The organism is Finegoldia sp. P1-F-LS, assembly GCF_052932205.1.
In genome coordinates, this window is the sequence record NZ_JBRFJH010000008.1 from 1 (window position 1) to 25,769 (window position 25,769).

Here is a 25,769-nt window from a genome sequence, read left to right on the forward strand (position 1 = left end):
CTACAATTCTATAGCCTCCAGATTTACCTGATAAGTATTCTAGTACTAATTTTATTTTAAATTCTTTTGTATATTTTGGCATACAAAAACCCCTCCATCCGTATTCCGGATTTTGGGGTTCAGATCAAATTAAGCGTGCTTAGAATTATTTATTTCCCAACATTTTTATAAATCAAAAAGCTTATCAATAATAATATCCCTACTCCAGCTACAATTGCGAATATTTTTAGTTTGGAGTTTAGCTGTTCTGCTTTTTCTTCACTTGTATCTATGATTTCTTCGGAGATGAATTTCTTTGCGACCATCATTAATGACGGAGCAAGGATTAAATCATCCAAGATTCCTAAACCTGCTAAGAAATCCGGCACGAAATCAACTGGGCTTACTACGTAAAGCACTGAGAGTGCCAATATAATTTTCGAGAATAATGGTGTTTGTTTGTTAAAAAATGCATACCACAATGTTGGTATTTCGTTTTTCAAGCCAAATAATTTTTTGATCATTTACTCACCTCAACAATATTATACCATACATTGCACGATATATCGTATTACATAATAGTTACAATTTGATCTATTTTTTGATTTTTCCTATTAATCCGCCAATTACTGCTGGAATTATCCAAATGAAGCTTTTGATTTGCATTGGAAATACGGATTCAATAATTTTCAACAAGCCGAAATCCAATTTGAAGCTGTTGAGTAGAATTAAAAATCCAAAAATTGATGCGCCTATGATTGCTCCAAGTTTCGTGTTTTTTTCGAATGTATCTTTGTTGAAAAGGTTCAAGAATATTAACACGATTGCTACTGGATAGATTGCTGAAAGTATTGGCGCGGATATTTTCAAGATTTTTTCCACTCCGACTACTGCAAAAAACGCGCTGAACACAGTGGATATGATAATTATCAAATCGTATGACATGATTCCATTTGTTTTATCTTTGAGCATATCGCCGAAAAATTCTCCTACAGTTGTCGTAAGTCCGATTGCTGTTGTGAGGCATGCCAATGTCATTGCAATGCAGATTAATATTTTTCCAAACACTCCCAATTGTTGGTTGCAAATGTACAATAGCAATTCTATTCTTTCCATGTTGCCCAAATTTAGATTGGAAGTTGTCGCGCCGATGAATAATAATCCACCATATACAAAACATAGTCCAATGGCTGCAATAGTTGCAGATTTTATCGTGTAATCTTTGATTTTGTCTTCATCTTTGATTCCGTTTTGCATGAATCCTTTGGTAACTACGATTGCAAATACAATTGACGCCAATGCGTCCATTGTTTGATATCCTTCTTCAAAGCTTGATTGGAAGACTTGAATTTGATATGTATTCACAGGTGTTGCGACAGGAGATATTATTCCTTTTAAAATAATCGCAAGAAGAGTCACAATCAATAATGGTGTCAAAATTTTTCCCAAATTATCTATTATCTTGTTAGGTTTTCTTACGAATAAATACACACAAACAAAAAATATTGCTGTTAGCAAAATGGAATTTGCTCCTTTGAAGAATCCTTTTTGTATTACTTCTACCGTTGTCGCTGCAGTTCTTGGAATTGCAAGTCCAGGTCCAATCGCAAGCATAATTATTGTTGAAAATATCAGTGAGAATCGAGGATTTATAGTATTTCCGATTTTTTCAATTGTTCCTCCACATTTTGTCGCTGCCAATAATCCCAGAAACACAAGTCCAACCGAACTCAACAAGAATCCAATCATAGCTATCAAATATTGATCTCCAACTTTGTTTCCAAGATATGGTGGAAATATCAAATTCCCTGCTCCGAAAAACATTGAGAATAGTGCAAAACCACTAACAATTATTAGTTTTTTATCTTTCATCTTTACCTCTGTATAATTATTTTAAATTTTTATCATTTCTTACAATTCTATCACAATTTTGTCCAATAAACAACAATTTTTCCTAAAAAACAAACTTGTGCGAATATTTGTTTTATTATAAAATACGAATAGGTGATATTATGGAATTAAAACGTAAATTATCAATATTATCAGACGCTGCCAAGTACGATGTCAGTTGTTCTTCCAGTGGTTCCAATAGAAAAAACACTACGAATGGAATTGGCCAGGCACACAATTCTGGAATATGTCACAGTTGGTCAGAAGACGGAAGGTGCATATCCTTACTGAAAATTTTGCTTACGAATAAATGCATTTACAGTTGCGAATATTGCGTAAATAGAAAAGAAAACAACGTCGAAAGAGCAGAATTTACTCCAGAAGAAGTGGCTGATTTGACTATAAATTTTTACAAAAGAAATTACATCGAAGGATTATTTCTGTCGAGTGGAGTTGTGAAAAGCCCCGACTATACTATGATAAAGCTTATTAGAGTTGCAGAAATTCTTCGTAACGAGAAAAAATTCAACGGATACATTCATATGAAGGCAATCCCTGGCGCAAGTGAAGAATTAATCGAAAGACTAGGAAAACTTATCGATCGTATGAGTATCAACATAGAACTTCCAACAAAATCAAGTTTGAAGATGCTTGCTCCTCAGAAAACTTATGAGTCCATCGAAAAACCGATGAGTTTCATCAACGAATCCATAACACAATACAAAATCGACAGGAAAACCATCAGAAAAACTCCTTTGTTTTTACTAGCAGGTCAATCCACTCAAATGATTGTGGGTGCAGCTGGAGAATCTGATCTTACAATTATCAACAAAGCTAGTAGCTTATATGAAGATTACAAACTCAAAAGAGTTTTCTATTCTGGATTTGTCCCTGTAATCAAATCAAAATATACAGAGAAAATCAAAAAAGTTCCCATGTTACGTGAACATAGGTTGTATCAAGCAGATTGGCTGATGAGATTTTACAAATTCAAATCAAATGAAATCTTGAACGAAAAAAATCCGTTTTTTGATTTGACGTTGGATCCCAAGGCATTCTGGGCAGTGCAAAATGTAGCGAATTTCCCAATAGAAATAAATCGCGCATCTTATGAAGATCTTTTGCGTGTTCCTGGATTTGGTCCAACTTATGCGATGAGAATAATAAATGCGAGAAAATTTGCCAACCTTAGCTTCGATGATTTGACCTCTCTCAAAATTTCTTTAAAAAAAGCGAAGAACTTCATCCTCGTAAATGGAGTTTATCGCGGACAAAAATACAACACGCAAGACGATTTGCTAGAAATTTTGAGAATGCAAGAAGGAAAAAATATCACGCAGCTTAGTTTTTTGGAGTAGATATGAGATACAGTTATGACAACAGCTTAGATGGCTTATTCACGGTGATTTTTGAACAGTACAAACACATCGAAAATTCGATTATCGTAGTAAAAACTGAGCAATTGGATTTTTTGAATGACGACATATACATTGAGACAGACGTTGACAAATCATCGCGTGTAAAAAAATCTATAATAGACAATTTTGGATTCAATTTTTATCGTAGCATCAACTACGCATTTGTCTCAGAAAACCCCGACAAGTCGACCATTATCGCTAAGACAATCAAGAATATGTACAAATACAACTACAACTTCATCAACTCTTCCGACAAAATCGCAGTCCAATTCAATAGTCTGTGCAAATATTCAACAAGAGAACTTCACGCATACAAAGGTCTTCTTAGATTTAAAGAAATCCAAGACAATTTCTTATTCGCAGAATTTGAACCAAACAACGATATTTTGGAATTACTAGCATATCATTTCAAAAACAGATTGAGAAATGAAAAGTTTGTGATTTACGATAAGAAAAGAAACAAGTGCGCGATTTATGTGGACAAAGAGTTGGCGTTTTACGATGTACAAGAAATCTTCAAACAAGAATCTGATGAAGAGAAAATGTTCGAAGATTGCTGGATAGAATTCTACAATTCAGTCGGGATAAAAGAACGACACAACCTGAAACTTATGCAGAATAATATGCCGAAAAAATACTGGAAATATTTACCAGAAAAAAACAAAATTTACGATAACGAAGAATAATTAATTTAAAGGAATACAAATATGAAAGAAACCGAAGAAACAAACAAAAAATTAGTCAGTCAATTAATTGAAAAAAGTATAGAAGCTTTTATCTTAGGAATTGAAATTTATAATAAGCCAACAATAAAATATAGAATAGAAGGATTTAGTTTTTTTATCTGTAATGCATGGGAATTGATGCTAAAAGGCGAATTAATAAATCGTGAAATACCTATATACTATAAAGACAGCCCAGAAAGAACTATTACTTTATCTGAATCAATAGCAAAAATATATTCTGATAAAAACACAAGAATAAGGCTTAATCTTGAAAAGATTATTGATTTAAGAAATATAAGCACTCACTTTATAACTCAAGACTATGAAGTAAAATACGCTCCTCTTTTTCAAGCGTGTGTATTAAATTATATTAATGAAATCAATAGATTTCACAGTGTAGATATAACTAAATATATACCTCAAAATTTCTTAACTATTTCTGCTCATTATCAACCTTTATCTAACGAGGAAATTAAATTGAAATACCCTCCAGAGATAGCAGAAAAATTCATTAAAGAAGCAAATGAGGTTGATGTACTTATGGATGAATATAATTCAGATAAATTTTCAGTTAAAATAAAGCAAGTTTTGTATATAACTAAGAAGAGAGATGATGCTGATTTCACAGTTCGTATAGAAAAAGATTCTAAAACACCTATTGAAATAGTGAAAGAACTTAAAGATCCTGCTGATACTCATAAATACTCTTTTAATAGTGTGGTTACAGCTGTTCAAGAACGTTTGAAAAGAAAAAATATTGTATTATCTTATGAGAAAGGTTTTACTGCATATGTTCTAACTCAATTTATCAATTTTTATAATATTAAAGAAAATGACAAATATTGCTATAAGCATAAGATTGGAAACAACAATAGCTATACATATTCTCAACAATTTATCGAATTTATAGTTGATGAAATAAGTAAAGATCCATTAAATATTGTTGAAAGTCTTAAAGATGGTAATAAGAAATTGAATAGTTCTAGAGAAGAAAACAAAAAAAGATAACCCCAGGCACATAGGAATGCTCGATATAAAATATCTACCCCTTTCTGGGACCCAGCGTTAATCCTTCACAAGTTATCTTTGTTAACTATATTATAGCATATTTTCATCAGAACAAAAAGAAAACTTATCTTAAACTTAAAAAAGCCTTGAGAATTCTACTCAAGGCTTTTCTTTTGGTACTCCCACCCGGATTCGAACCGGGGATGCCCCCTTAGGAGGGGGGTATTATATCCAGCTTAATTATGGAAGCACATAAAAACCGAATTAATTCGGCTTATGATGCAAGAAGTGCTTCTAATAATTCGTAAGTGTATTTGGCGCTTCTTTTTATTCTAGTTAATGTGTCTGCTTTTTCGTAAGGTTTCTTGACAACAAGGCTTACTTCTCTCTTGTCGCCTTTTCCAGTGTCTATTATAACTTTTCCTACGACTTGTCCTTTTTTCAAAGGAGCTTTCAAATCTTTTTTGATGTCGACTTTTTGTTGCAGACCAGTTTTATTATTATACAAAATAGATACGTCTTCTGTAGGATAAATCTCAACTTTTTTATCAACGACACTGTCGACTGATTTCGTTTCGATTGGTTTTTCACTGTTTAATATATTCATTGGCTCGAATGAATTTCTGACGTATTCTAGCATTATTTTTTGGTAAGTATTTCTGTCGTATTTTGTTGGAGCTCCCATCAAAACAGATACTACTTTGTTTTTGGGATTGTTTGGCTTCAAGCTCATCGTAGTTATCAAACAGTATCCAGCTTTTTCAGTTGTTCCTGTTTTAAATCCATCTACGCCTTCTATTTTTCCTAAAAATGGAACTGTAGTTGCAGCTTCGTATTTTCTACTTGGCATTACAAGTTTTTGTGTTTTTGTGTAATTCAAAACTTGTGGGTAATTGTTGATTGTATAAGTTGTTAATTTCGCCAAATCTTTTGCGCTCATCAAATTTTCCTTGTCGTTTTCAGGATAACCTGATGCAGAATAAAACTTCGCAGATTCCAATTCCAATTCGGCTGCTTTTTTGTTCATTCTTTCGACAAATTTTGCCACAGATCCTTCTGATTTCACTGCTAATTCGTCTGCGGCATCATTGCCACTGACTATCATCATTCCTCTTATCAAATCATTTACAGTTAATTCTTCACCTTTTTTAAGTTGCATTGTGCTTGCTTCAGGCTTAGCGTATTGTGTTTGGATTTTGATTTTATCGTCGAGTTTGTATTTGTTTGCGTTGATATCTTCCATAACCAAAACATAAGTCATGATTTTAGTTAAGGATGCTATAGCCAAAGGCTTGTTCTCGTTGTAATTCAACAATTCTTGGGAATAATCCTGTTCAATTGTGTAATATGCTTTTACTTTGTCTTCAAATCCCAACTTCGAGTCCGCTTTTGATAATGCAGGTTGAAATACAATAGCAAGTACTAACATTAAGGGTATTATTTTTTTAATACTCTTCATTTCTCACCTCATCTTTTCGATATAACTTCTTCGTACACTTTTATTACATCATCTGTAATATTTTCTTCGGAATATACTTCTTTGATATCGTGTGATATTTTCTTTCTGTCGTATTTTTCAATATTGTCGTGCATATATCTTAACGCTTCGGCTAACTTCTCAACGTTAAATCTATCAACCAATATTCCATTTTCTTCATTTATTAAATGTTCTGGCCCACCGCACTTGCTCGCAACTACAGGAAGTCCTGCAGATAGCGCTTCCAAATACGCCAACCCAAAAGTTTCTGAATACGAATACAAACAAAACATATCCGCATTATTGTAGCCCTCAACGATTTTTTCTCTTTTTGTTAGTCCAGGAAGAAATACTTGGTCGGTCAAATTCAACTCTTCGACCATTTTAATTAAAGGTTTTCGTAAAAATCCGTCGCCATAAATCGTAAGCTTCACATTTTTATCGTTTGAAAAAGCAATGTTAAACGCCTCGATTAATTCTTGTGGACCTTTTGTCGTGATTACATTTCCAGTGGATACGATGTTGAAGATTTCTCCTCGTTTGAAATTCTCGTTGTTTTTGAAAATCGTAAGGTTCGGAATAATTGCAATTTCTGTAGAATCCTTGCCAAATTCTTCTTTTATTTTCTCTTTGAATTTGGGACTTACAGTTATTAGCCCGTCTGTCCTATCGTAAGTTTCTTGGGCAATTCTTCTGTAAGAAGGCTTGATTGTATCTTGATTTACAACAGAATTGCATTCAGTAAGTACGAATGGAATGTTCAACTCTTTTGCAAGCTTGGATGTGTAGTATCCTTGGTCTGTAAAATAAGTGTGAAGCACATCTGGTCTTCCTTCGATTTTCTCCACTTTTTTGTAGAAATGTCTAAGTACCAAATAAGAAAAGTCATAAAGGCTTTTGAAGATATATCTTCCAATTGGAAAATGAAAGGAATACACTTTGACATTATCTTTTATAAAATATTCACTTTTATATTTTCGAAAACGTCTAAGTGATCTGAAATCAAGAGCAATCAACACAACTTCTACGCCTTTTTTGGCGAGTGCAATTGCCTGATCCAGTTCAAATATTCCGTTCATTTTGTATTTATCCGTTGGATAACCTCTAGCGATTATATAAGCCTTCATTTCTTTTCCTATCTTAATTTTAGTTTACTAGTCTATTATATCAAATCCTGTGTATTTTTGTAGCACTTCAGGAATTTTTATAGATCCATCAGCTTGTTGATAGTTTTCGATTACAGCTGCAAAACAACGTCCAATAGCAAGTCCAGACCCGTTTAGTGTGTGAACGTATTGTGGCTTATTATTTTCGTCACGATATCTAATATTTGCACGTCTTGCTTGGAAATCTTCAAAGTTTGAACAGCTTGAGATTTCAACGTATCTGTTGTAACTTGGCATCCACACTTCGATGTCGTATGTCATTGCAGATGAGAATCCCAAATCCCCAGAACAAAGTCTAACAACTCTGTATGGAATTTCCAACAATTGCAAGATTTCTTCTGCGTTATTAGTAAGTTTTTCTAATTCGTCATAACTTGTAGAAGGTTCAACGAATTTTACCATTTCAACTTTTTCAAATTGGTGATTTCTAATCAAACCTCTCGTGTCACGTCCAGCACTTCCAGCTTCTCTTCTGAAACATTGAGTAAATGCTGTGTAATAAATTGGCAAGCTTCCTTGTTCCAAAATCTCTCCACCCAATAAATTAGTTACAGGAACTTCTGCAGTAGGAGCAAGATACATGTCGTCTTTTTCGCAATAAAACATATCTTCTTTGAATTTTGGAATTTGACCAGTTCCTCTCATCGCACTTGGACTCATCAATACTGGAGTATTCATTTCAGTGTAACCTTGTTTATCAGTGTGAAGATCCACCATGAAATTCATCAACGCTCTTTCAAGTCGTGCTCCTTTTCCTTTGAATACAGAAAATCTTGATTTGGAAATCTTAGTTGCTCTTTCGAAATCCAAAATATCCAAGTCAACACCCAAATCCCAGTGAGCTTTTATATCGAAATCAAATTTACGAGGTTCGCCCCATTTTCTCATTTCCAAATTTTCAGTATCATCCAAACCAACTGGAACTTCCTTGTTAGGAGTGTTTGGAATTTCCATCAAATATTCTCTGATTTCATCGTCGATATCTTTCAAATCATCATCCAAATTTTTGATATCATCAGACAACTTCTTCAAATTTTTGAAAAGTTCTGTAGTATCTTCTCCGTTTTTCTTCATTTGTGGAACTTGTTTGGAAAGCTTATTTTGTTCCGCCTTCATTGATTCTACTTTTTGAATAACTTCACGTCTTTTTTCATCAGTAGCCAAAAGTTTTTGAATAGGATATTCTCCTCTTCTTTTTTTAAGCGCTTCAACGATTTCTTCTGGATTATTTCTAATTCTTTTAATATCTAACATAACCTTCTCCTTATAAAACAATAAAAAAACTCATACCAAGGGACGAAAATTACGTTTCCGCGACTGCCACCCTAATTAGCATAAGCTCTCTCAACCAATAACGCATCGAAGTTAGATTCATTATCTTCATATACTTATTCTCACCACACATAAGCTCTCTGAATTACTCCAATAATTACTATTTCTTCATCAACTGCAATATTCAACTATATTAATGTATATTTTACCACAAACTATCCATTTGTGTCAATGTATAGCTTGATTACAACGTTTTTGGATTTTTGTATATTCATCATTTTAAAAACAGATCAGCTTTTTAAACGCCAATCTGTTTCTATCTTTTATTTTTTATTTATAATCGTATTAATCGCCGCCTGCACAGCCTTATACCTGTCTTCATTCGTGTGAGATGCAAGACAAGTTATTAGATACTTCTTTCCGTCTTTCTCGTACAATACGACAATGTTGTAGGATGATGCCATCGTGCCCGTTTTGATGCCCTTTACATCTTTGTTGTAAAACGCTGACTTAGGATCCAAAAATTCGTTGGTATTTTTCCAATTCATTTCTCCTTGAGGAGTTTGAATTGTAAAATAACTCTTGCCCATACATTTTTTGACAAAATCATAATCAATAAGTTTAAGTGCAACTCTATTAATATCTTTTAAATTGGTATCTGCCTGTGTAGAAAATCCACTCGGATCGAACAAATGAGTTTTATTGTAACCTTCATCTGCGAGGTACTTGCTGAGATTTTTTACAAAATAATTCACATATTTTTTTGCGCTGTAACCATCTCCCAAGTCTTTTTTGCCGATATTATATGCCAATGCAAAAGCCGCATCATTTCCAGATGGCACAAGCATAGCCTGCATGATTTGCTCTGCTGTATATTTGCCAGGCTTTAAGTGTGCCATTGATGAGCCTTGTGGTACTAGATCTAATAATTCTTGATTAACCTCTATGCTATCTTCTAATTTTACCTTCGTTAGTGCGTAATCAATCGCAAAAAGTTTCGATAAGCTTGCAACCGTTGGTAATTGTCCGCCGCCTTCATAAAACAAATATTCTTCTTTATTTATGTCATACACCGAAAAAGAAAGTGCATCTTCTGGAATCTTCAACTCTTTAGTATCTATTTTGAAATCAATTCTATCGTAAAATTTTCTAAAAGTTCTGGATTGTAAAATTCTATAGCCACGCAATTTCAATACTCCCAAACAAAGCACTAAAAGAATGACTCCAAGAATTAAAAATATTTTGCGCTTATGTTTTTTCATAATTCACCTCTGTATCTAAATTATCCTATATCACAATGTGAATTACAATACTTGTATCCAAATTGTAGATTTGTTGAAAACATCAAACAAAAAACACCAAGCACAATCTCTCACAAGATTTGCTCAGTGTTATTTTCTACATATCTTTGTTTGCATTTTGGAAAAATTTTGCTACATATCCTATTACAACTAAAACCAAGAATACTTTCATCAAGAATTTCAAAATACTAATAGTAATTCCCATAATTCCTGTCATAATATTCAAAGCCAAAATAGCCAAGAATATATACAAAATGTATTTTAAATATTTGTTATCCATACTCCACTTCCTTTATATTTCTTCTTTTGCGAAAAATCTTCTGTAAATAAATCTAATTACCAAAACTACTAGCGCTATTTTTATGAAAACTTTCAAAAACGAGAATGCTACTGCCCCAATTGCCACTAAAATTCCTACAATTGCTCCGGCTAATCCCAATACCAATCCAAAAGCTCCTAAAATAGCTGCGAAAACTATTGATAAAATAACTATCAATGTTACAAACGCTAAAGTAATCATAATTGCCTCCCTTTGTTTCGTACAGTACCTTTTATTACATTATAGCATAATAATCCCTTATTCACAACAAGCATTAGGAGATAATTCAAAAGATTTTATAAAAAACTTGCCACTTTTTTCTTCAAGTTTAAGTTCCGATTTGATATCATCTTCCAAGATAATTTCCTTGGAATTGATTTTACACACCGCAGGTTCGAATGCCCACTCTTCATCATTTTCCATCACATAATACGAATTGTCACCCTTCAAATACACGACATTTTCCTTATTTTTCACATCGTCACTTGTAATATTCGCGTATTTCAATAAAACAGCATCCACCAAATTCTTGTCCACCTTTAAAATCTTTGCGTTTTCTCTTGTTTGTTTGAATGCATTTGGATTTTGTTTTTTCAATTCGTCTATCTTGGATTTGTCCTTGTCAGGATCTAGCGTTTCGCTTGGAAAATTCGCCACGAAGTTTTTCAAAGTGATTTCTTGTGGTGATGCGAAGCTTTCTCCGTAGAAAAATGTGTCTATTGAATTTACAACATCTTTGCCATTATAATTGTAGGGCTTGTTGAAGTTCGCTGCGATTTTTTCCACATCAGATTTTTCAAGTCTACCGTCTTTTGAAATGTCAACATTTTTAAATCCATCATTCAAATAATCTGCCACATAAGCCTTGTTTTCTTCGGTAATTTCGGGCATTTTCTTCGAACAAGATGCTACAAATACAACGCCGAGCATCACAAGTAAGATTTTAAATAATTTGTTTTTCATATTTCCTCCCATTATTTCACTAATCTTATTATATATGAAAATCAAACAAAAAACACTGACGGAAGTTTAACCAACTCCCAAATCAGTGTTTTCAACTAACATCTCGACTTTCGGATGATTTTTCAAATCGTAATGATTTTCCAAAAACCACTTCACAAGCTCATCATCTCTTTTGATCGGCGTGGAATTATTGATGAAAATATTAATAGTAATCCATTTGAAATTCGAAAGGCCAATCTCGATGTCTTTTTCAATCATCTCCTTAGTTTGACCCTTAATTCCAACCATTAAACACGCAGAATCAAAATAATCGGATACCTCTTTTACATCATGAAATTTCGCGTTTTTGTTGAGGACATTTTCTCTAAAATCGTAATCGAACGATTCAATTCCCGTCTTAAACAAAATCTCGCATCCGAAAAATTCCCTGATTTCGTGAAGTCTATGTTTAAAAATATAATGCGCTTCAAAAACCAACGTGTGAATATTTTTATCGTGAATTAAATTCTTGATGTCTATTTTCGTTTGCTCGGGAAGTTCGAACACATTTCCCGAATTAATACATTCCAAAACGCCAAATTCGCCAGTTACATTTTCAAGAATCTCGCGGTTCTCACGAACAGCATCATCCATATCCATCGTATTGTCTTCAATGTAATCGCAAAAAGTGCATTTGCCCCAAAAACATGGTCTGCCTTTCAAAAGCACAATCTCGCGTTTTAATTTTTCTTCAATCTTAGCGTATCGATTCAATCTTAATCCTCTTAACAGCAGTCATCACAACAGTAAATGAAATGAGCCTGTCGACAAATTCCATGAAATATTGGTTGATAAAAGATGCCGCAGCAGGATTTACTCCCTTGTTTATCATGAATCTTACGATAACATCACTTCCTGAGCTTGTAACCCCACCAAAAATATATCCTTGAATAATAGCGCCCAAAATAGCACCTGGAAGTACAGCCAATAAAAGTGCAGGAATAGTGTGCAATTTCTTAAAATATCCCTTTTCATATAAAATTCCAACCATAAACACCATAAGCATACCTGTAGGGGCAAATGGAAGCGCAAATGGATCGAAAAGAATTTGGTTCATAACAGACGATAAAAACGCCGTCACAATCCCGTATTTCCATCCAAATAACATACACACCAATAAAGATCCTATGTGATCCAATAACAAAGGAACCTTCGTACTAACAGCGATAAAAGCACCAAGGCAGTTGATTGCAATGCAAATCGCTATAGTAGTCAACAATTTCGTATTCGTTTTTCTCAATAAAAAAACCTCCTAATAAAATATAGGAGAACTCAAAAATAACGCCTTGTTTTTTTATACTTGGAGCTCTCAAACAAGTCCTGAAATAAATTTCAGTTTTAACTAGGCAACAGTAATTTTACCAAATAATTAAACTCAATGCAAATTAGTGTACCTAAAAAGTAATTGCAAAAAAGTAGAACCGATTTGTTTGTCGATAAAGAAAGTTTACCAAAAACTCGTAAATCGCTCATCTGACTACAAAAATTGATAAATTCAGCGCTCATGAAACTAAAATCGCGAACTCGCTATCGCTCAAACAGCGCGATTTTTACGTTCCATTTCGCTTGAATTTAAAGCAATTTTTTCCGAACGATTCGCTCCTTTACTTGCGTTTTTGGTTATAACATATTTCTCTCCAAATCGGTTTCTACTTTTTATTGCTATCATATTTTGAGATGATAATTTCGTAAAATTCCACACACACCCTCCCCTTTCCCACCAAAAAAACGCCTCTTACGAAGCGTTATTTAATACATGTTTAATTGATTTTTCTGGTATACCTATTGGTTCTACGACATATTCTCCCTCATACTCTTGCAACGACTTTTTTGGTAATTGCAATGTCACAAGAAGGTCTGCCTTCACTGCTACGTTGTGGATTTTATTTTCATCAGAATCCATTCCCGATGGCATGTCCACGCTCACAACAAAAGCTTGTGAGTCGTTAATCATGTCGATTACATCTTTGTAAATTCCTTCGATATCTCTTTTGAGACCCGTTCCAAAAATGCTGTCGACAATCAAATCATTTTCTGTTATGTCGAATTTCGTGTTTTCGTCTACAAATTCAATCTCCACGTCTAATTTTTTCAAAATATCGTAGTTGATTTTAAAATCCGTCGATGCTTTTTCCAGTTTTCCAATGACATACACTTTCACATATTTTTTTGCGTTGTAGATATCTCTTGCAACTGCCAATCCATCTCCACCATTGTTTCCAACAGAGCAAAACACGTACGCTTTGGAGAAATTCTTGTCCAAAATATGTTTGGAGATTTGCGCCTTGGCATTTTCCATCAAGACAATCGATGGAATTCCGATTTCGTGAATCGTGTAATGGTCGATTTGTCTCATTTGTTCAGCTGTTACATAAATCATAGTCCGTTTTTGAACCTCTCTTCTCTTATATCCCTGCCGAAAAATTGTATCGGTATAAACTCGCCCTTGATTCTTGATGAAATTCTCTGATCATATTGACTTTGCAAATCATCAAGGTCGATATTTGTCGAAATTATCGTAGTTTTTTGGTTTTGAATTCTGTAATTCAACAGATCAAACAATAAACTGATGTTGGTTTCTGTTGAATTTTCCGTTCCCAAATCATCAATCATAAGCACATCACAGTTGTAAATAATATCTTCAACCTCTGGTTGTGGCGCTTCGTTGAAATTCTGATATCTTATCGAAAAAAGTTGCTTCAACAATTGCATTGCAGACAAATATATCACAGAAAATCCGTTTTCAATGATTTCTTTCGCCATGCAGGACAACAAATATGTTTTTCCTGTTCCAACTTGTCCGTACAACAAAAGTGACTTCGCGTTTTTAGTGTAATTCTTCGAGTAATATTTCAAATTCTCGCTGATTGCTTGCATGTTTTCACGTTGGGACATTCCTTGTGAACTGTCTTTTTTCGTGTCAAACACGTTGATGTCAAATCTATCGAAATTTTGATTTTTCATTTGCTCGTTAAGTGAACTTTTCTCACGAGCAATGTTCACCATGATTGTTTTCTTGCAAGAACACATTTTTCCGTTGTAAACTCCAGTATCCTCACACTTGTCGCAGCGATGCTTCAAGTTCAAATAATCACTTGGAAACCCACTTAATATGAGCATTTTGTGCATTTTTTCTTCAGTGGATTTGATTTCATCTTCCAAATTTTTTAATTCTTCCTTGTCAGCTTTGATGCTTTTTCTCAGATACTCGTATCCAATCTCGTTTCTGTGTTGGAGCAAATTCTCGTATTCTGGAACTTTTCGAAAAACTTCATCAAATCTCTTATCCAATTCTCTTTTGGATTGATTTCTGTAATCTTCCAATATTCTGTTGGCTTCTTTTGCGTAGCTCATTATTATTTATCCTTTTGCTCTTTTGATTTCTTGATAAAATCGTTCAAAAATTTCGAGTTAATATTTGTAGCCTTGTTTTCAATATCGTTAGTCTTCGGTCTATAATAAGTTCTCTTCTTCGTTTTTCTTTGTTGTTTTTTATTGTTTTCTTCTTGCCATTGTTCCAACGTCATGATACCGTCAAGCTTCCAATTTCTGAGAACTTGCAAAACGTAATTCGTGTTGTTTTTCGTGTTCGGATTAGTTGTGCAGTAATGGAAAGCTGTCACCACCAACTCTGGTGTTTGGTGATAAGTGGAAATGTGTTCCAAAATTCTTTCCATTTCTGATTTGGATAATTCCATATCTCGGATATCTTCAATATCCCTGAACATTTCCTTGATTTCTTGACTGTTTTGTGGAATGTAAGTCTTCTGAGATTCGTCTGGCTCGGGATTTGTAATTCCAAGATACAATTGTCTCAAACTCAAAAAAACCGTGTGGTTAGTTTGCGTTTCGGCATCAGTGTATCGTTTGATAATTCCCTCATCCAACCAATAATTCCAACACTCCGATACTTCACTTTCAGTCAAATCCAACGCCTTCGCAATTTCTTCATCCGAAATATCCACATTCGCCGAAGTATCCTTGGCAAGCTTGTAACAGTACAAATACACTTTTAGTTGATTTCCTGTGGCCACTTGAAGATATTGATTCAAAAATATATTTTCAATAGGTGTTTCGCCCAAATCTATTTTAAATTTTTCTACACTATATTTCATAAAATCACCTCTTATTATCAATCGCCATCGTAGTGTTCTTCGCAAAAATTGTCCCGTCTTTTACCGTGAAAAACTCATCGAAATCCTCGTCGTGCGTGTCCAACCTTTGATTTTCAAACACTTCCTCGTAACTACAAAACTTCCTGAATCCACATTTTTCGTAACATTTTATCGCTCTTATGTTGAAATTATTCACATTCAAGAAAATCCTGTCCAGCCCGTAAACATTAAATGCAATGTCAATCAAAGCTTTTATGGATTCTTCGCCGTATGATTTGTCCATTTCATTTGGATCCAAAACAATACCCAAAAACGCCGTTTTCGTGAACTTGTCGTATTGTTTCAGCCCCACATATCCCACCAATTTTCGGGATTTATCCCTAATCGCAAAATATTTTTGCGTTTTCATTTCTCTTTTTTGGCGATACCACATTTTTATTTCAAAATCGTCCAAATCGGACAAGTTGTAATCGATAAGTCGTTCGTCTGTGTGTTTTCCCCATTGTTCGATTTCAAATGCATCGTTCAATGTCAAACCTTCCAGCGTTAACCTCTCAGTAGTTATCATTTGTCAAACGCTCCTACATCGGGCATTTGCTTGTCCAAATCCATAAACTTCGTGTGTTCCTTGTCGAATAAAGTATCCACAGTTCCTGTTGGACCGTTTCTGTGTTTTGCGACGATAATTTCCGCGATGTTCGGCTTGTCTGTTTCTGGATCGTAATAATCATCACGATACAACATCAACACAACATCCGCATCTTGTTCGATCGCCCCAGATTCACGAAGGTCACTCATGACTGGTCTGTGGTTCGGTCTTTGATCAGGCGCACGCGACAATTGGCTCAATGCAAGAATCGGACAATTTAATTCTTTCGCCAAGCCTTTGAGTCCTCTTGAAATCGTGGAGATTTCTTGTTGTCTGTTCTCATTTCTAGAATTTGTAGTCATAAGTTGCAAATAATCTATAATAACCAAATCCAATTCGCCACGTGCTTTTAATTTTCTACATTTCGAACGTAGCTCGTTCAATGAAATCGACGAAGTATCATCGACAAACATATTGCTTTCTGCTAATAGCTGTGCCGCTTGTCCCAAATTTGTCCACTCAGTAACTCTACCAGACACAAGTTCCGACAAATTAATGTTACTAAGAGCAGACAATAATCTTTGAGTCAATTGCATCTTACTCATTTCAAGAGAAAAAATTGCAACGTGATGTTTGACACTCGCCTTGTATGCAATATTAAGCGCAAGCGATGTTTTTCCCATCGCAGGACGCGCTGCAAGTAAAATCAAATCCGAGTTTTGTAGCCCCGAAAGTTGTCTATCCAAATCAATCAAGCCAGTCGTAACACCAGTTAATTGCCCTTGGCTCATACTCATTTCGCCAATTCGTGCAAGAGTTGGCTCCAACATTTCTTGGATTTTAACCAAATCTTGGTGATTTCTATTCTGACTGATTTTGAAAATATTACTTTCAGCGTATTCCAAAACCTCTCCAACGGAATTGTTGGCAATGGACATATCAATCACATCTTGTGACACGCGCATCAAGTTTCTGATAATCGCCTTGCTCTTGACAATTTCTGAGTAATATTTTACATTTACAGCACTTCCCACAGCTTCTGAAATGCTTATAAGTTCATCAATTCCACCGATAATTTCGTACATATTATTGGATTTTAATTGGTCTTCCAACGTAATGTAATCCACAGGCTTTTTCTCGTCAATTACTTGCAAAATCGCCTTGTAGATTTCTTGGTATTTCGTAGAATAAAAATCCACCGGCTCCACAATTTCTGCCGCATCATCCACAGCTCTCTCGTCAATTATCATCGCACCGATTATGCTTCTTTCAGCTTCCAAATCGCACGGCATAATATTTTGTTGATTTTCCATTACCTCACCGCCTTTCTTTCGTGTATTTTAAAATTATTCCTTGTCTACAATTACTTCCAAATTAGCGTTAATATCTGGATATACTTTTACCACAACATTAAATGTTCCCAAAGATTTGATGTTGTCTTTCATTTCGATTTTTTTCTTGTCAATATCCAAACCGTGTTGATCCTTCAATGCTTTTTCTATATCCATAGAAGTGATTGAACCGAAAAGTCTGTCGCCTTCTCCAGTCTTTGCGATAATCTTAACTTTAGTGTTTTCGATTTTTTCTTTTAATTCATTAGCTTTTTTTATGTTTTCTCTTTCAATCGCTCTTAATTCTGCTTGTTTTTCTTCCCAAATTTTAATATTTTCTTTTGTTGCTTGTACTGCTAATTTATTTGGTAGTAGGAAATTTCTCGCAAAACCAGTCTTTGCATTAACCATTTCGCCAGCTTTTCCTAACTTATCTACATCACTAGTCAATATAACTTTCATCCGTATCCTCCTTGATATATTCATCAATTGCTTGTTTTATCTTTTCTTCTGCTTCATCCATGCTGCAATCAAGTTGCGCACCTGCACTTGTAAGGTGACCGCCGCCACCGACTTTTTCCAAAATCAATTGCACGGAAATTTTACCCAAACTTCTCGCACTAACATGGATTTTATCTTTTAATTTCGCCAACACGAAAGAAGCTTCCACTCCCAAAATGTTGAGCAAATCATCTGCTGATTGTGCAGCAACCAAAATGGATTCGTCAACTTCTTCTTCCAATCTTCCGATGGCGATGTTGTTTCTATACATTTTCGATGAAGCGATAACATCTGATTTGAGCTTGATAGTTCTCTCATCGTCTTTGAAAAGTTGTTTAACCCTGACACTATCTGCGCCTTGTCTTTTCAAAATAGATGCCGCTTCAAAAGTTCTAACACCTGTTTGATAGAAGAAATTCTTCGTATCCACAGTAATTCCTGCAAGTAATGCCTCTGCTACAATCTTTGGTATCTCGAGTTTTTCTGTCATATAGAACAAAACTTCCGTCACCATTTCAGATGCGCTAGATGCGTAAGGTTCCAAATAAGTCAACGAAGTATCCTTGATATAATCGGAACTTCTTCTGTGGTGATCGATAACCACGATATTTTTCGTAATATCCATAATTTCTTGGCACTCAACAGAATTTCTTCTGTGATTGTCGCAAATAATCACCAAACTATTGCTGTTGCAATTTTCCTTCGCAAATGCATTCTTCACAAAATATTTCTTGTAATCTGGTTTTTCTTCCAAAACCGCATTGTAAATATTTTCGATTTGAGGGCCAACCTCATTCAAAATAATGTAACATTCCTTGCTATTAATCTTGCACGCTTCCAACATTCCCAAACAAGACCCAATTGAATCCATGTCTGGATTTTTGTGTCCCATAATAAACACATTCGAGCTTTGTTCGATAAGCTTCTTCAACGCGTGAGACACAACCCTAGCCTTAACCTTGTTACGTTTTTCAACAGCCTTGTTCTTGCCGCCGAAATATTTAAGCTCTCCAGTGTCAACCACAGCTTGATCTCCACCACGGCCAAGTGCAACATCTAGGCATGATCTTGATTTGTCGTGAATTTCGTAAGGATTATCTCCAACAATCGAAGCCCCGATACTCAAAGTAACAGGAACATTATTCGTGTTTTTAATATCCTTAATCATATCCAACACCGAGAATTTTTGTTGCATAATATTTTCAAGCTCGTGTTTCTCAACGACCATCACAAACTTATCAGATTCGTACTTTCTAATATACGCATTGTGTCCTCTCGCAAAATCTTGCAAAATCTTGTCAACTTCCGAGAACACCCTCGTTCTTTCTTCTTCTTTGATGCTGTTACGTGCCTCGTCGTAATTGTCGATGAAAATATCGACAAGTCCCAGTCTTTTTTCATCCAACAAAGTCACAACATCCATGAAAGCAGTGTTGTCAACGCCGTAAAGCAACGTCAAATCCTTGTCTTCACTATCTTTTATCGTAACAGGATAAAATCTGTAATATTTTCCGTCAACTTGCGTTTCGTAATAATCCAAATTATTCTCATCATCATTCACAGTTTTCAAATCGAGAATATTTTCGATTTCATTGTTGAAAATCTCAACCTCATCGTCACACAAATCCTTAAAATACGTGTTAAACCAACTGATTTTATTCTTATCATTGAGAATCAAAAGTGGAAAAGGAACCTTGAATACAGCATTTTTCGTAATATCTGTAAACTCGTTATTAAGATTAATAATCTTGTCCTCAACCTTTTGGTTCTTTTTGTTGATGTATGTGTATTGATTCATAATCATAAAAGCCGAAGCGATAAAAGCCAACGTTCCTATGATATTTTGAAAATAAAACAAAATCGCAGAAAGTATCACCAACAAAACTGCTTGTACAATCAAATGTTTCAGTGAATATTTAAGCTCTTGCATTGTTTTCCTTCTTTCTCAAATCCTTGAAACTGTTCACAGCTCCCAAGACTGCCAAAATATAAATAAACGGTTGAATTGCAACTGAAACTAGCACAGTCAACACCTTAAAAGGCTTCGACAATGATTTCAAATACGAAAACATCAGTGCAATTCCGCCCAATAAGTACGTATAAATACCGAATATCGACAAATTATACAACAAATAATTTCCCAAATCCCTATTCACAAAATAAGTTACTCCAGAAATCAACACCAAGCCCACAACTACACTTGTGAATATCATATCTATTCTGAAATCGTGAAACTTGTGCTCTTTTGATTTTTGTGGAATGTAAACATTCAACACACTTGTGTAAAAAGCAATAATTCCCATAATCGCATACACAGCTCTTACAATAAGCTTAGTTGATTGTTCAAACATAATCTTAACAGACTTCATCAATTCGTCGTCCATCTTCACAGAACTCAAAACCTTCATGAAATCATTCAACTTGTGGCTAATCACATCTGCAATCGACATGTCCGCATTAAATTTCAAAAGCAAATTCGTCAACGCAACGAACGCACAAATCCCAACAAAGCTAATCGCGATAGCTTGTGTGTCATCAAATCCCGAACTCAAAAGATTCAAAATCGAATAAAACACCAAAATCGTGAATAATCCAATAGGAATCGCAATCATAGGGCTTGACACAACCATGCTCAACACGAAAAATATACCGAAAGATATCAGAGCGAGTCTGTTATCTTTTTCCAATCCTAACTTAATAAAATAAGAAGGCAACACAATAAATCCAAATGGAAATACAAACAAACTCACGACATAAATCAACAGAGCTCTCAATGAAATTTTCATTAAAGATCTATAATCAATCGTATTAATAATCCCACCTCCGTTATCTTCTTATTATATCATAAAATATCGTATAAATTTATATCCACACCTGCTACAAATCACGAAACTATCCTAATCTTAGCAGAAATAGAACATTTCTCGCCGCTTTTCAAACCAAACTTTGAGTGATTAGATTTTTCGTTCAAATTAGAAAAATAATACGAAAATTTTCCTTCAACAAAACTGCTCGTGGATTCTAATTTGTATCCAGAAATTTCACTCACAATATTTGTGCTTTCCAAATTATTTTTCCAGCCAATCACAACCGCTGGATTCATCTTAATCGTACAATCAGAATCGTTAACCACATTTACATTCACATTCACAAAATCTTGTGTAAATTGGTACACAACAAAACTTTCGATTCCCTCGCGCACCAACCTCAACACGCACATATCCTCGGATTTACTCACAACATCGTATTCTTCATTTACGAAAAGCCCATCTGTTGGATAGCGAAAAGTCTTGTCCACACCGTAATTAGGAATACAGATTTTCAAATCATCAATCGCATCCGCACCATTTATCCTGAAATATTCTATACCAGCACCAACACTGTTGATGCAAATCTCCATATTTTTAATCGCATAAAAAATTCTCATGTAATCACTCCCTGTGGTATATATACCCAAATAAGATTGATTATTGCAACAAAAAATGCCTCGTCATTAACGAAGCATTCTCTATTATCTCAAAGCTCTTCTGAAACCTGCAGCACGAGCTTCTTTTTCTGTTCTAAAATATCTTATATGACTTGGTTTAATCTTGTTGTAGTCTCTTTGTCCAGGAAGATGGTAAATCATCGAATTCATATTTCCTTTAATTCTGCCTTCACCTACAGGGCCGTATCCATCTTGGTAGATATAATTAGGTTTGGTTGGTTTAGAAGCCTCTTTTTTGGCTTGTTCTTGCTTTTTAAGTTCTAATTCCCTTTGCTTTCTAGCTTGTTCTTCCCTGGCTTTTCTTTCATTTTCAAGTCTTTTCATCTCATTTACTTCTTCAACAGTAGGATTAGAAAATATATTGCTCGATACAGACTTTTCTCCACCAATAATAGTTACAGAATTCATCTTTTCCAAATAATTCTTAGTTGATTGTGTCAAATTTTCATTGTCAGTCAAAATAATAGGCGCTTTGTAATTTTTCGCAACGCTTACCGCTGACAAACTATCTGCAAAAACTTTTGAATTCGCCAATATAGCATTTTCATTACTTTCAAATGAACGTTTTGCTATAGCCAATGCTGTTTGATATCTGTCATTTCCTGCAATTCTTTCCCCAGTAAAACCGTTCAACGGAAGTTGGTTAACTCCACCAATTGCGATTTCTTTTAAATTGGATTTCGGATAAGAATTACCATCACTAAGAACCATCAACGCCTTGTGATCTGCCATGAAACTAGTAGCACTAAGAGCGTCAGGGAAGTTTTTTCCGCTTGCTATCAATAAGTATTCTGCGTCGACAAACTCCTTGGTTTTTTCCATAACCTTCACTGAAGTTTCATATCTGTCGTTTCCTTTAAGTCTTTCAATGTTAATATCATTTACAACGGATTTTACGGATTCTTCAATATTTGAGCTCAACGCATTTTCGCCACCAACAATGTACATATTTTTTGGCTTTAACTTAGCAATTTCATCGCTAGTTCTACTGTCCAATTGATCTTTTGACAAAATAAGTGGCGCATTTAACGCCGCAGCAAGTTGACCAGCTGATAAAGCATCAGCAAAATTAAACCCACTAGCAAGTACAACATTGTCCGATTCATTGAACATCTTTTTTGAGATTTCAATGGAAGTAGCAATCCTATCTTCTCCTGCAATCCTCGACACATTTTCAACATTTGCGCTAGACACACTAGCTGGAATCATACACGCAACAGCTAATGCAGCTATCGTCAATTTTTTCAAGTTTTTAATAAACATTTTATCCTCCGATAATTTAATATATTATTATGATACCATAATATATTAAAATTTCTAACGAATTATTTTAGATTTTTATTACTTAATAAGCATATTCCCCACAATCATAAGCAGTGGAAATGATAAAAGAAGCAAAAAGTTAAGCAAAGCTCTCGCAACACTTTTTTCAATTAAAGCTAGCACAATTCCGATTACTCCCAAAATCGGGCAAATATATATCGTCACAAAACCTATCGGTCTCAAATTTCCCAAGAAACCGAACTCAAAATCCTTCAATATAAAAGCGATCACTAGACACACCACACCAATGATAAGTGTCCACAAGCTTTTGTTTTTCGTTTTGTTCATAAACTCCTCCTATACTTAACATTATTATACCCTATCCAAGATTTTTCAAAAAATCGCACCAAAAAAGAGTGCAGGAAAACCCACACTCTTGTGTTTAAAGTTTTATGAATATATTCCAACTTTTGTAACTACTCCATTTTCAACAGTAATAGATAGTGACAATCCTACATTACCAACTTTATTATAGTATTTGATAAAACCTTCTGGTGTGTAATAACTTGTACGAGCTTGTCCACTGTTTCCTGTAAACTCTGTTTTGTTTGTAATTTTAAAAGTATGATTTACGCTGTGACCTAAAGGTTTACCGTCAGAAAAAGAATTAATGTCTTTACAGTATTTCATATGTCCAGACACTATCAGGTAATCATCATTGATCTTAACATCGTAAGCTTGGTTATACTCTCTCGATTTTGATTTTGATAGCTTTTGCTGTATTAGTGTTGAATAATATTCACCAGTTTTTGTGTGCAAATTCTTATCTTCTTTCTTTACAACAGGTTTTTTTCTAGTCAAAATATCATTCACAACAGTCTTTTCCCCGCCAACTATAAACACATTCTTACCATTCAAATATTTCTTGGCATTTTCTGTCAAGCTGTCTGATTGTGTCAATATGATTGGTGCGTTATGTTTTTTCGTCAAGCTTACTGCTGACAAGCTATCTGCGAAAACTTGTCCACTTGCAAGGATTGCGTTGTTGTTCTTGTCAAATGAAAGCTTTGCGATTTCAAGTGCTGTTTCGTATCTGTCTTTTCCGGAAACTCTTTTTCCTTTGAAGCCTTTTAGTGGTAGTTGGTTTTTCCCACCGATTGCGATTTCTTGTAGGTTTGATTGTGGATATGTTAATCCATCACTTAAAACCATTACTGATTTGTGGTTTACAAAAAATCCTGTCGCTGCTAGTGCGTCTGGGAAGTTCTTGCCACTTGCTATCAACAGATATTCTGGGTTGATTATTTCTTTTGTTTTTTCCATTACTTTTTGGGATGTAGAATATCTGTCTTGTCCTTCAAGTCTTGTTACGTCAATCTTTTCTGATTTTAATGTTGTGTCAATTCCAGTTTTACTGATTGCATTGTCTCCACCTACAACAAAAACTTTCTTCGCTTTCAAACGTTCGATTTCGTTTTTTGTTTGTGAGTCAAGTTTATCTTGTGATGACAATAAAAGTGGAGCATCTAGTGCTGATGCAAGTTGTCCTGCTGACAAAGCATCTGCGAAGTTGAATCCACTTGCAAGTACGACATTTTCTGATGTAGTATATGCTGATTTGGATATTTCTACAGATGTTGCGATTCTATCCTTGCCGGATATTCTTGTAACTTGTTGTTTATCAGCATTTGATACACCTGCTGGCACAATCATCGCCGCAACCAATGCCGCTACAGTCAACTTCTTCAATTGATTTTTTAACATATTTCTCCTCCATAAATTCATTATGATATTTTAATAAAATAACGGAATTTCTCCTATTATTTTGCCTTCAATATTATTATACCCAATTTGAGATTTTTCAGATAAATTCGTTCAATTAAAAAGAGTGCAGATTCTTCTGCACCCCTTGTGTTATTTTAGTTTTTCGTAAGTTTGCTTCTTTTCTTTGTATTCTTTTTCAAGTCTGGCTATTTCTTTTTCAAGCATCTTAATTTCTTCTTTTAATCTACCAGTCTCATTGTTTTTTCCATTTTTCAAGCGGTCAATATCATTTTCTCTTTCATTTATATATCGATTTATATTTTTAACGGTTGTTTCTGCTTCGACTTTTTCTTTTAGCAATTCATCCTTATTAGTTACCTTTTTATATTCTTTAATGATTTCATCAAATTTCCAAACTCTTGTTCCAAAACTGTTAATTTTTTCTCCATTAAGACAAAATGTAGCTTTCCCAGAACCATCATTTGATGTATTTCTAGCAATAGCGACTACATCGAATGAATATTCTAAAAGCTCCTCAAAATTACCATAATCCGGATTCTTTCCATGTTTTTTTCTGTAATCTTCTTTTGCTTTTTCCATGGCTATATGGTCTCGCTCATTAGTATACTTTTCTTTGATTATATTTATTAATTCGTCTTGTACAGCTTTTCCGTCATTGTACCAATATTCTATTGGATTTTCTGACCCTGAATATACATGCTCTACTACATTAAATGTGTTGTTTTTTGAAGAATAAACATTTCCGTTACAACTTACCATTGATTTTGCAAGAATAGAAAAGTTAGTGTTATTTCTACCAACTTCTGCTTTATATTGAAATTCTCTAAGATTCTTGTGTAATTCCGCACTGGCTATTAAGTTTTCATAACTTGTAGCATCGCCAGCTGTTTTCCTTACACCACCTTTTTTGTAATGTTCATTCAATATAGCTAGCGCATTATCAGCATCTTGCTTATATTCTGGATATTTTTCTCCTGCCCATTCGAAAAACGCAAATGCACCTTCCTCAATTCTTTTATCGATTAATGGTATCGCTTTGTCTACTTCTTCAATTCTCTTCTTATTAAAGTCTATTCTTTCTTTGTTGTATTCTTCGTATTCTTTAATGTCACGTTGAATTCTTTTAATTTCATCTTCAATA

Annotated in this window: 26 protein-coding genes and 1 tRNA gene; 3 read left to right on the top strand and 24 right to left on the bottom strand. The window is 34.4% G+C overall.

The annotated features are described in order from the left end of the window. Positions 1-149 precede the first annotated feature (149 nt). Entirely contained in the window at positions 150-503 is a 354-nt protein-coding gene (locus tag ACU68Y_RS06895) for a YkvA family protein (RefSeq protein WP_002837442.1), read from the bottom strand. Between the two features lie 70 nt (positions 504-573). Continuing rightward, positions 574-1,851: a branched-chain amino acid transport system II carrier protein gene (gene brnQ / locus ACU68Y_RS06900; protein ID WP_002837419.1), complete on the bottom strand. Its 1,278-nt coding sequence runs from the start codon at positions 1,849-1,851 to the stop codon at positions 574-576. Positions 1,852-1,991: 140 nt separating this feature from the next. On the opposite strand from brnQ, the gene ACU68Y_RS06905 reads away from it, so the two are divergent. From ACU68Y_RS06905 to ACU68Y_RS06915, 3 genes are read left to right on the top strand one after another with little or no spacing between them, the layout of a single operon-like run. Further along, positions 1,992-3,227, top strand: coding sequence for a putative DNA modification/repair radical SAM protein (locus ACU68Y_RS06905; RefSeq protein ID WP_446755751.1), 1,236 nt, complete (start codon positions 1,992-1,994; stop codon positions 3,225-3,227). Between the two features lie 2 nt (positions 3,228-3,229). Further along, entirely contained in the window at positions 3,230-3,973 is a 744-nt protein-coding gene (locus tag ACU68Y_RS06910; RefSeq protein ID WP_446755750.1) for a TIGR03915 family putative DNA repair protein, read from the top strand. Between the two features lie 21 nt (positions 3,974-3,994). Then, positions 3,995-5,020: a DUF3644 domain-containing protein gene (locus ACU68Y_RS06915; RefSeq protein WP_002837437.1), complete on the top strand. Its 1,026-nt coding sequence runs from the start codon at positions 3,995-3,997 to the stop codon at positions 5,018-5,020. Between the two features lie 174 nt (positions 5,021-5,194). Here ACU68Y_RS06915 and ACU68Y_RS06920 read toward each other — a convergent pair. The 22 genes from ACU68Y_RS06920 to ACU68Y_RS07025 form a co-directional block, all read right to left on the bottom strand. After that, a tRNA-Arg gene (locus tag ACU68Y_RS06920) sits at positions 5,195-5,270 on the bottom strand. 24 nt (positions 5,271-5,294) lie between these two features. Continuing rightward, on the bottom strand, positions 5,295-6,449 hold the full coding sequence (locus ACU68Y_RS06925; protein WP_446765330.1) for a D-alanyl-D-alanine carboxypeptidase family protein: 1,155 nt from the start codon (positions 6,447-6,449) through the stop codon (positions 5,295-5,297). 38 nt (positions 6,450-6,487) lie between these two features. Beyond that, positions 6,488-7,624, bottom strand: a complete 1,137-nt coding sequence (locus ACU68Y_RS06930; protein WP_002837427.1) for a glycosyltransferase — start codon at positions 7,622-7,624, stop codon at positions 6,488-6,490. 27 nt (positions 7,625-7,651) lie between these two features. Beyond that, complete coding sequence (serS, locus tag ACU68Y_RS06935; RefSeq protein ID WP_446755749.1) at positions 7,652-8,917, bottom strand: serine--tRNA ligase; 1,266 nt, start codon at positions 8,915-8,917, stop codon at positions 7,652-7,654. A 341-nt stretch (positions 8,918-9,258) separates the two neighbouring features. After that, entirely contained in the window at positions 9,259-10,197 is a 939-nt protein-coding gene (locus tag ACU68Y_RS06940) for a D-alanyl-D-alanine carboxypeptidase (protein ID WP_446755748.1), read from the bottom strand. Between the two features lie 136 nt (positions 10,198-10,333). Next, the gene (locus ACU68Y_RS06945; protein ID WP_002837458.1) at positions 10,334-10,516 is read right to left on the bottom strand and encodes a hypothetical protein; all 183 of its coding nucleotides are present in this window, start codon (positions 10,514-10,516) and stop codon (positions 10,334-10,336) included. A gap of 12 nt (positions 10,517-10,528) precedes the next feature. Then, the gene (locus ACU68Y_RS06950) at positions 10,529-10,756 is read right to left on the bottom strand and encodes a hypothetical protein (protein ID WP_002837438.1); all 228 of its coding nucleotides are present in this window, start codon (positions 10,754-10,756) and stop codon (positions 10,529-10,531) included. A gap of 57 nt (positions 10,757-10,813) precedes the next feature. Then, positions 10,814-11,518, bottom strand: coding sequence for a hypothetical protein (locus ACU68Y_RS06955; RefSeq protein WP_446755747.1), 705 nt, complete (start codon positions 11,516-11,518; stop codon positions 10,814-10,816). Between the two features lie 66 nt (positions 11,519-11,584). Continuing rightward, positions 11,585-12,271 carry a radical SAM protein gene (locus tag ACU68Y_RS06960; RefSeq protein ID WP_446755746.1) on the bottom strand — a complete coding sequence of 229 codons (687 nt, stop codon included), beginning with the start codon at positions 12,269-12,271 and terminating at the stop codon, positions 11,585-11,587. After that, entirely contained in the window at positions 12,255-12,797 is a 543-nt protein-coding gene (locus ACU68Y_RS06965; RefSeq protein WP_002842027.1) for an ECF transporter S component, read from the bottom strand. Before ACU68Y_RS06965 ends, ACU68Y_RS06960 begins: the two co-directional genes overlap by 17 nt. Before the next feature lie 495 nt (positions 12,798-13,292). Continuing rightward, positions 13,293-13,937 carry an NAD(P)H-hydrate epimerase gene (locus ACU68Y_RS06970; RefSeq protein ID WP_446755745.1) on the bottom strand — a complete coding sequence of 215 codons (645 nt, stop codon included), beginning with the start codon at positions 13,935-13,937 and terminating at the stop codon, positions 13,293-13,295. Then, positions 13,934-14,911, bottom strand: coding sequence for an ATP-binding protein (locus ACU68Y_RS06975; protein ID WP_446755744.1), 978 nt, complete (start codon positions 14,909-14,911; stop codon positions 13,934-13,936). The genes ACU68Y_RS06970 and ACU68Y_RS06975 overlap by 4 nt, the downstream gene beginning before the upstream one ends. Positions 14,912-14,913: 2 nt before the next feature. Further along, complete coding sequence (locus ACU68Y_RS06980) at positions 14,914-15,672, bottom strand: DnaD domain-containing protein (protein ID WP_002840674.1); 759 nt, start codon at positions 15,670-15,672, stop codon at positions 14,914-14,916. Positions 15,673-15,676: 4 nt separating this feature from the next. After that, positions 15,677-16,240, bottom strand: a complete 564-nt coding sequence (locus ACU68Y_RS06985; protein WP_002837455.1) for a GNAT family N-acetyltransferase — start codon at positions 16,238-16,240, stop codon at positions 15,677-15,679. Beyond that, positions 16,237-17,574 carry a replicative DNA helicase gene (gene dnaB / locus ACU68Y_RS06990; RefSeq protein WP_002837423.1) on the bottom strand — a complete coding sequence of 446 codons (1,338 nt, stop codon included), beginning with the start codon at positions 17,572-17,574 and terminating at the stop codon, positions 16,237-16,239. Before dnaB ends, ACU68Y_RS06985 begins: the two co-directional genes overlap by 4 nt. Before the next feature lie 33 nt (positions 17,575-17,607). After that, positions 17,608-18,054 (bottom strand): 50S ribosomal protein L9, encoded by a 447-nt coding sequence (rplI, locus tag ACU68Y_RS06995; protein WP_316058339.1) that lies wholly within the window; start codon positions 18,052-18,054, stop codon positions 17,608-17,610. Then, positions 18,035-20,023 carry a DHH family phosphoesterase gene (locus ACU68Y_RS07000; RefSeq protein WP_446755743.1) on the bottom strand — a complete coding sequence of 663 codons (1,989 nt, stop codon included), beginning with the start codon at positions 20,021-20,023 and terminating at the stop codon, positions 18,035-18,037. Before ACU68Y_RS07000 ends, rplI begins: the two co-directional genes overlap by 20 nt. Beyond that, positions 20,010-20,879, bottom strand: a complete 870-nt coding sequence (locus ACU68Y_RS07005) for a DUF2232 domain-containing protein (protein WP_446755742.1) — start codon at positions 20,877-20,879, stop codon at positions 20,010-20,012. The genes ACU68Y_RS07000 and ACU68Y_RS07005 overlap by 14 nt, the downstream gene beginning before the upstream one ends. 98 nt (positions 20,880-20,977) lie before the next feature. Then, positions 20,978-21,520 (bottom strand): hypothetical protein, encoded by a 543-nt coding sequence (locus tag ACU68Y_RS07010; protein ID WP_002842018.1) that lies wholly within the window; start codon positions 21,518-21,520, stop codon positions 20,978-20,980. A gap of 84 nt (positions 21,521-21,604) precedes the next feature. Beyond that, complete coding sequence (locus ACU68Y_RS07015; protein ID WP_446755741.1) at positions 21,605-22,843, bottom strand: cell wall-binding repeat-containing protein; 1,239 nt, start codon at positions 22,841-22,843, stop codon at positions 21,605-21,607. Positions 22,844-22,921: 78 nt separating this feature from the next. Beyond that, positions 22,922-23,191: a hypothetical protein gene (locus ACU68Y_RS07020; RefSeq protein WP_446755740.1), complete on the bottom strand. Its 270-nt coding sequence runs from the start codon at positions 23,189-23,191 to the stop codon at positions 22,922-22,924. Positions 23,192-23,293: 102 nt separating this feature from the next. Then, complete coding sequence (locus tag ACU68Y_RS07025) at positions 23,294-24,607, bottom strand: cell wall-binding repeat-containing protein (RefSeq protein ID WP_446755739.1); 1,314 nt, start codon at positions 24,605-24,607, stop codon at positions 23,294-23,296. Between the last annotated feature and the right edge of the window lie 1,162 nt (positions 24,608-25,769).

Bases quoted from the DNA above. Each gene is read 5' to 3' on its own strand.
- ACU68Y_RS07020 (WP_446755740.1), bottom strand. From the start codon at position 23,191: ATGAACAAAACGAAAAACAAAAGCTTGTGGACACTTATCATTGGTGTG.
- ACU68Y_RS06895 (WP_002837442.1), bottom strand. From the start codon at position 503: ATGATCAAAAAATTATTTGGCTTGAAAAACGAAATACCAACATTGTGG.
- ACU68Y_RS06945 (WP_002837458.1), bottom strand. From the start codon at position 10,516: ATGGATAACAAATATTTAAAATACATTTTGTATATATTCTTGGCTATT.
- ACU68Y_RS06975 (WP_446755744.1), bottom strand. From the start codon at position 14,911: ATGAGCTACGCAAAAGAAGCCAACAGAATATTGGAAGATTACAGAAAT.
- ACU68Y_RS06940 (WP_446755748.1), bottom strand. From the start codon at position 10,197: ATGAAAAAACATAAGCGCAAAATATTTTTAATTCTTGGAGTCATTCTT.
- ACU68Y_RS06925 (WP_446765330.1), bottom strand. From the start codon at position 6,449: ATGTTAGTACTTGCTATTGTATTTCAACCTGCATTATCAAAAGCGGAC.
- ACU68Y_RS07025 (WP_446755739.1), bottom strand. From the start codon at position 24,607: ATGTTAAAAAATCAATTGAAGAAGTTGACTGTAGCGGCATTGGTTGCG.
- brnQ (WP_002837419.1), bottom strand. From the start codon at position 1,851: ATGAAAGATAAAAAACTAATAATTGTTAGTGGTTTTGCACTATTCTCA.
- ACU68Y_RS06950 (WP_002837438.1), bottom strand. From the start codon at position 10,756: ATGATTACTTTAGCGTTTGTAACATTGATAGTTATTTTATCAATAGTT.
- ACU68Y_RS06955 (WP_446755747.1), bottom strand. From the start codon at position 11,518: ATGAAAAACAAATTATTTAAAATCTTACTTGTGATGCTCGGCGTTGTA.
- ACU68Y_RS07015 (WP_446755741.1), bottom strand. From the start codon at position 22,843: ATGTTTATTAAAAACTTGAAAAAATTGACGATAGCTGCATTAGCTGTT.
- rplI (WP_316058339.1), bottom strand. From the start codon at position 18,054: ATGAAAGTTATATTGACTAGTGATGTAGATAAGTTAGGAAAAGCTGGC.
- ACU68Y_RS06915 (WP_002837437.1), top strand. From the start codon at position 3,995: ATGAAAGAAACCGAAGAAACAAACAAAAAATTAGTCAGTCAATTAATT.
- ACU68Y_RS07000 (WP_446755743.1), bottom strand. From the start codon at position 20,023: ATGCAAGAGCTTAAATATTCACTGAAACATTTGATTGTACAAGCAGTT.
- ACU68Y_RS07010 (WP_002842018.1), bottom strand. From the start codon at position 21,520: ATGAGAATTTTTTATGCGATTAAAAATATGGAGATTTGCATCAACAGT.
- ACU68Y_RS06985 (WP_002837455.1), bottom strand. From the start codon at position 16,240: ATGATAACTACTGAGAGGTTAACGCTGGAAGGTTTGACATTGAACGAT.
- dnaB (WP_002837423.1), bottom strand. From the start codon at position 17,574: ATGGAAAATCAACAAAATATTATGCCGTGCGATTTGGAAGCTGAAAGA.
- ACU68Y_RS06910 (WP_446755750.1), top strand. From the start codon at position 3,230: ATGAGATACAGTTATGACAACAGCTTAGATGGCTTATTCACGGTGATT.
- ACU68Y_RS06980 (WP_002840674.1), bottom strand. From the start codon at position 15,672: ATGAAATATAGTGTAGAAAAATTTAAAATAGATTTGGGCGAAACACCT.
- ACU68Y_RS06930 (WP_002837427.1), bottom strand. From the start codon at position 7,624: ATGAAGGCTTATATAATCGCTAGAGGTTATCCAACGGATAAATACAAA.
- ACU68Y_RS07005 (WP_446755742.1), bottom strand. From the start codon at position 20,879: ATGAAAATTTCATTGAGAGCTCTGTTGATTTATGTCGTGAGTTTGTTT.
- serS (WP_446755749.1), bottom strand. From the start codon at position 8,917: ATGTTAGATATTAAAAGAATTAGAAATAATCCAGAAGAAATCGTTGAA.
- ACU68Y_RS06905 (WP_446755751.1), top strand. From the start codon at position 1,992: ATGGAATTAAAACGTAAATTATCAATATTATCAGACGCTGCCAAGTAC.
- ACU68Y_RS06970 (WP_446755745.1), bottom strand. From the start codon at position 13,937: ATGATTTATGTAACAGCTGAACAAATGAGACAAATCGACCATTACACG.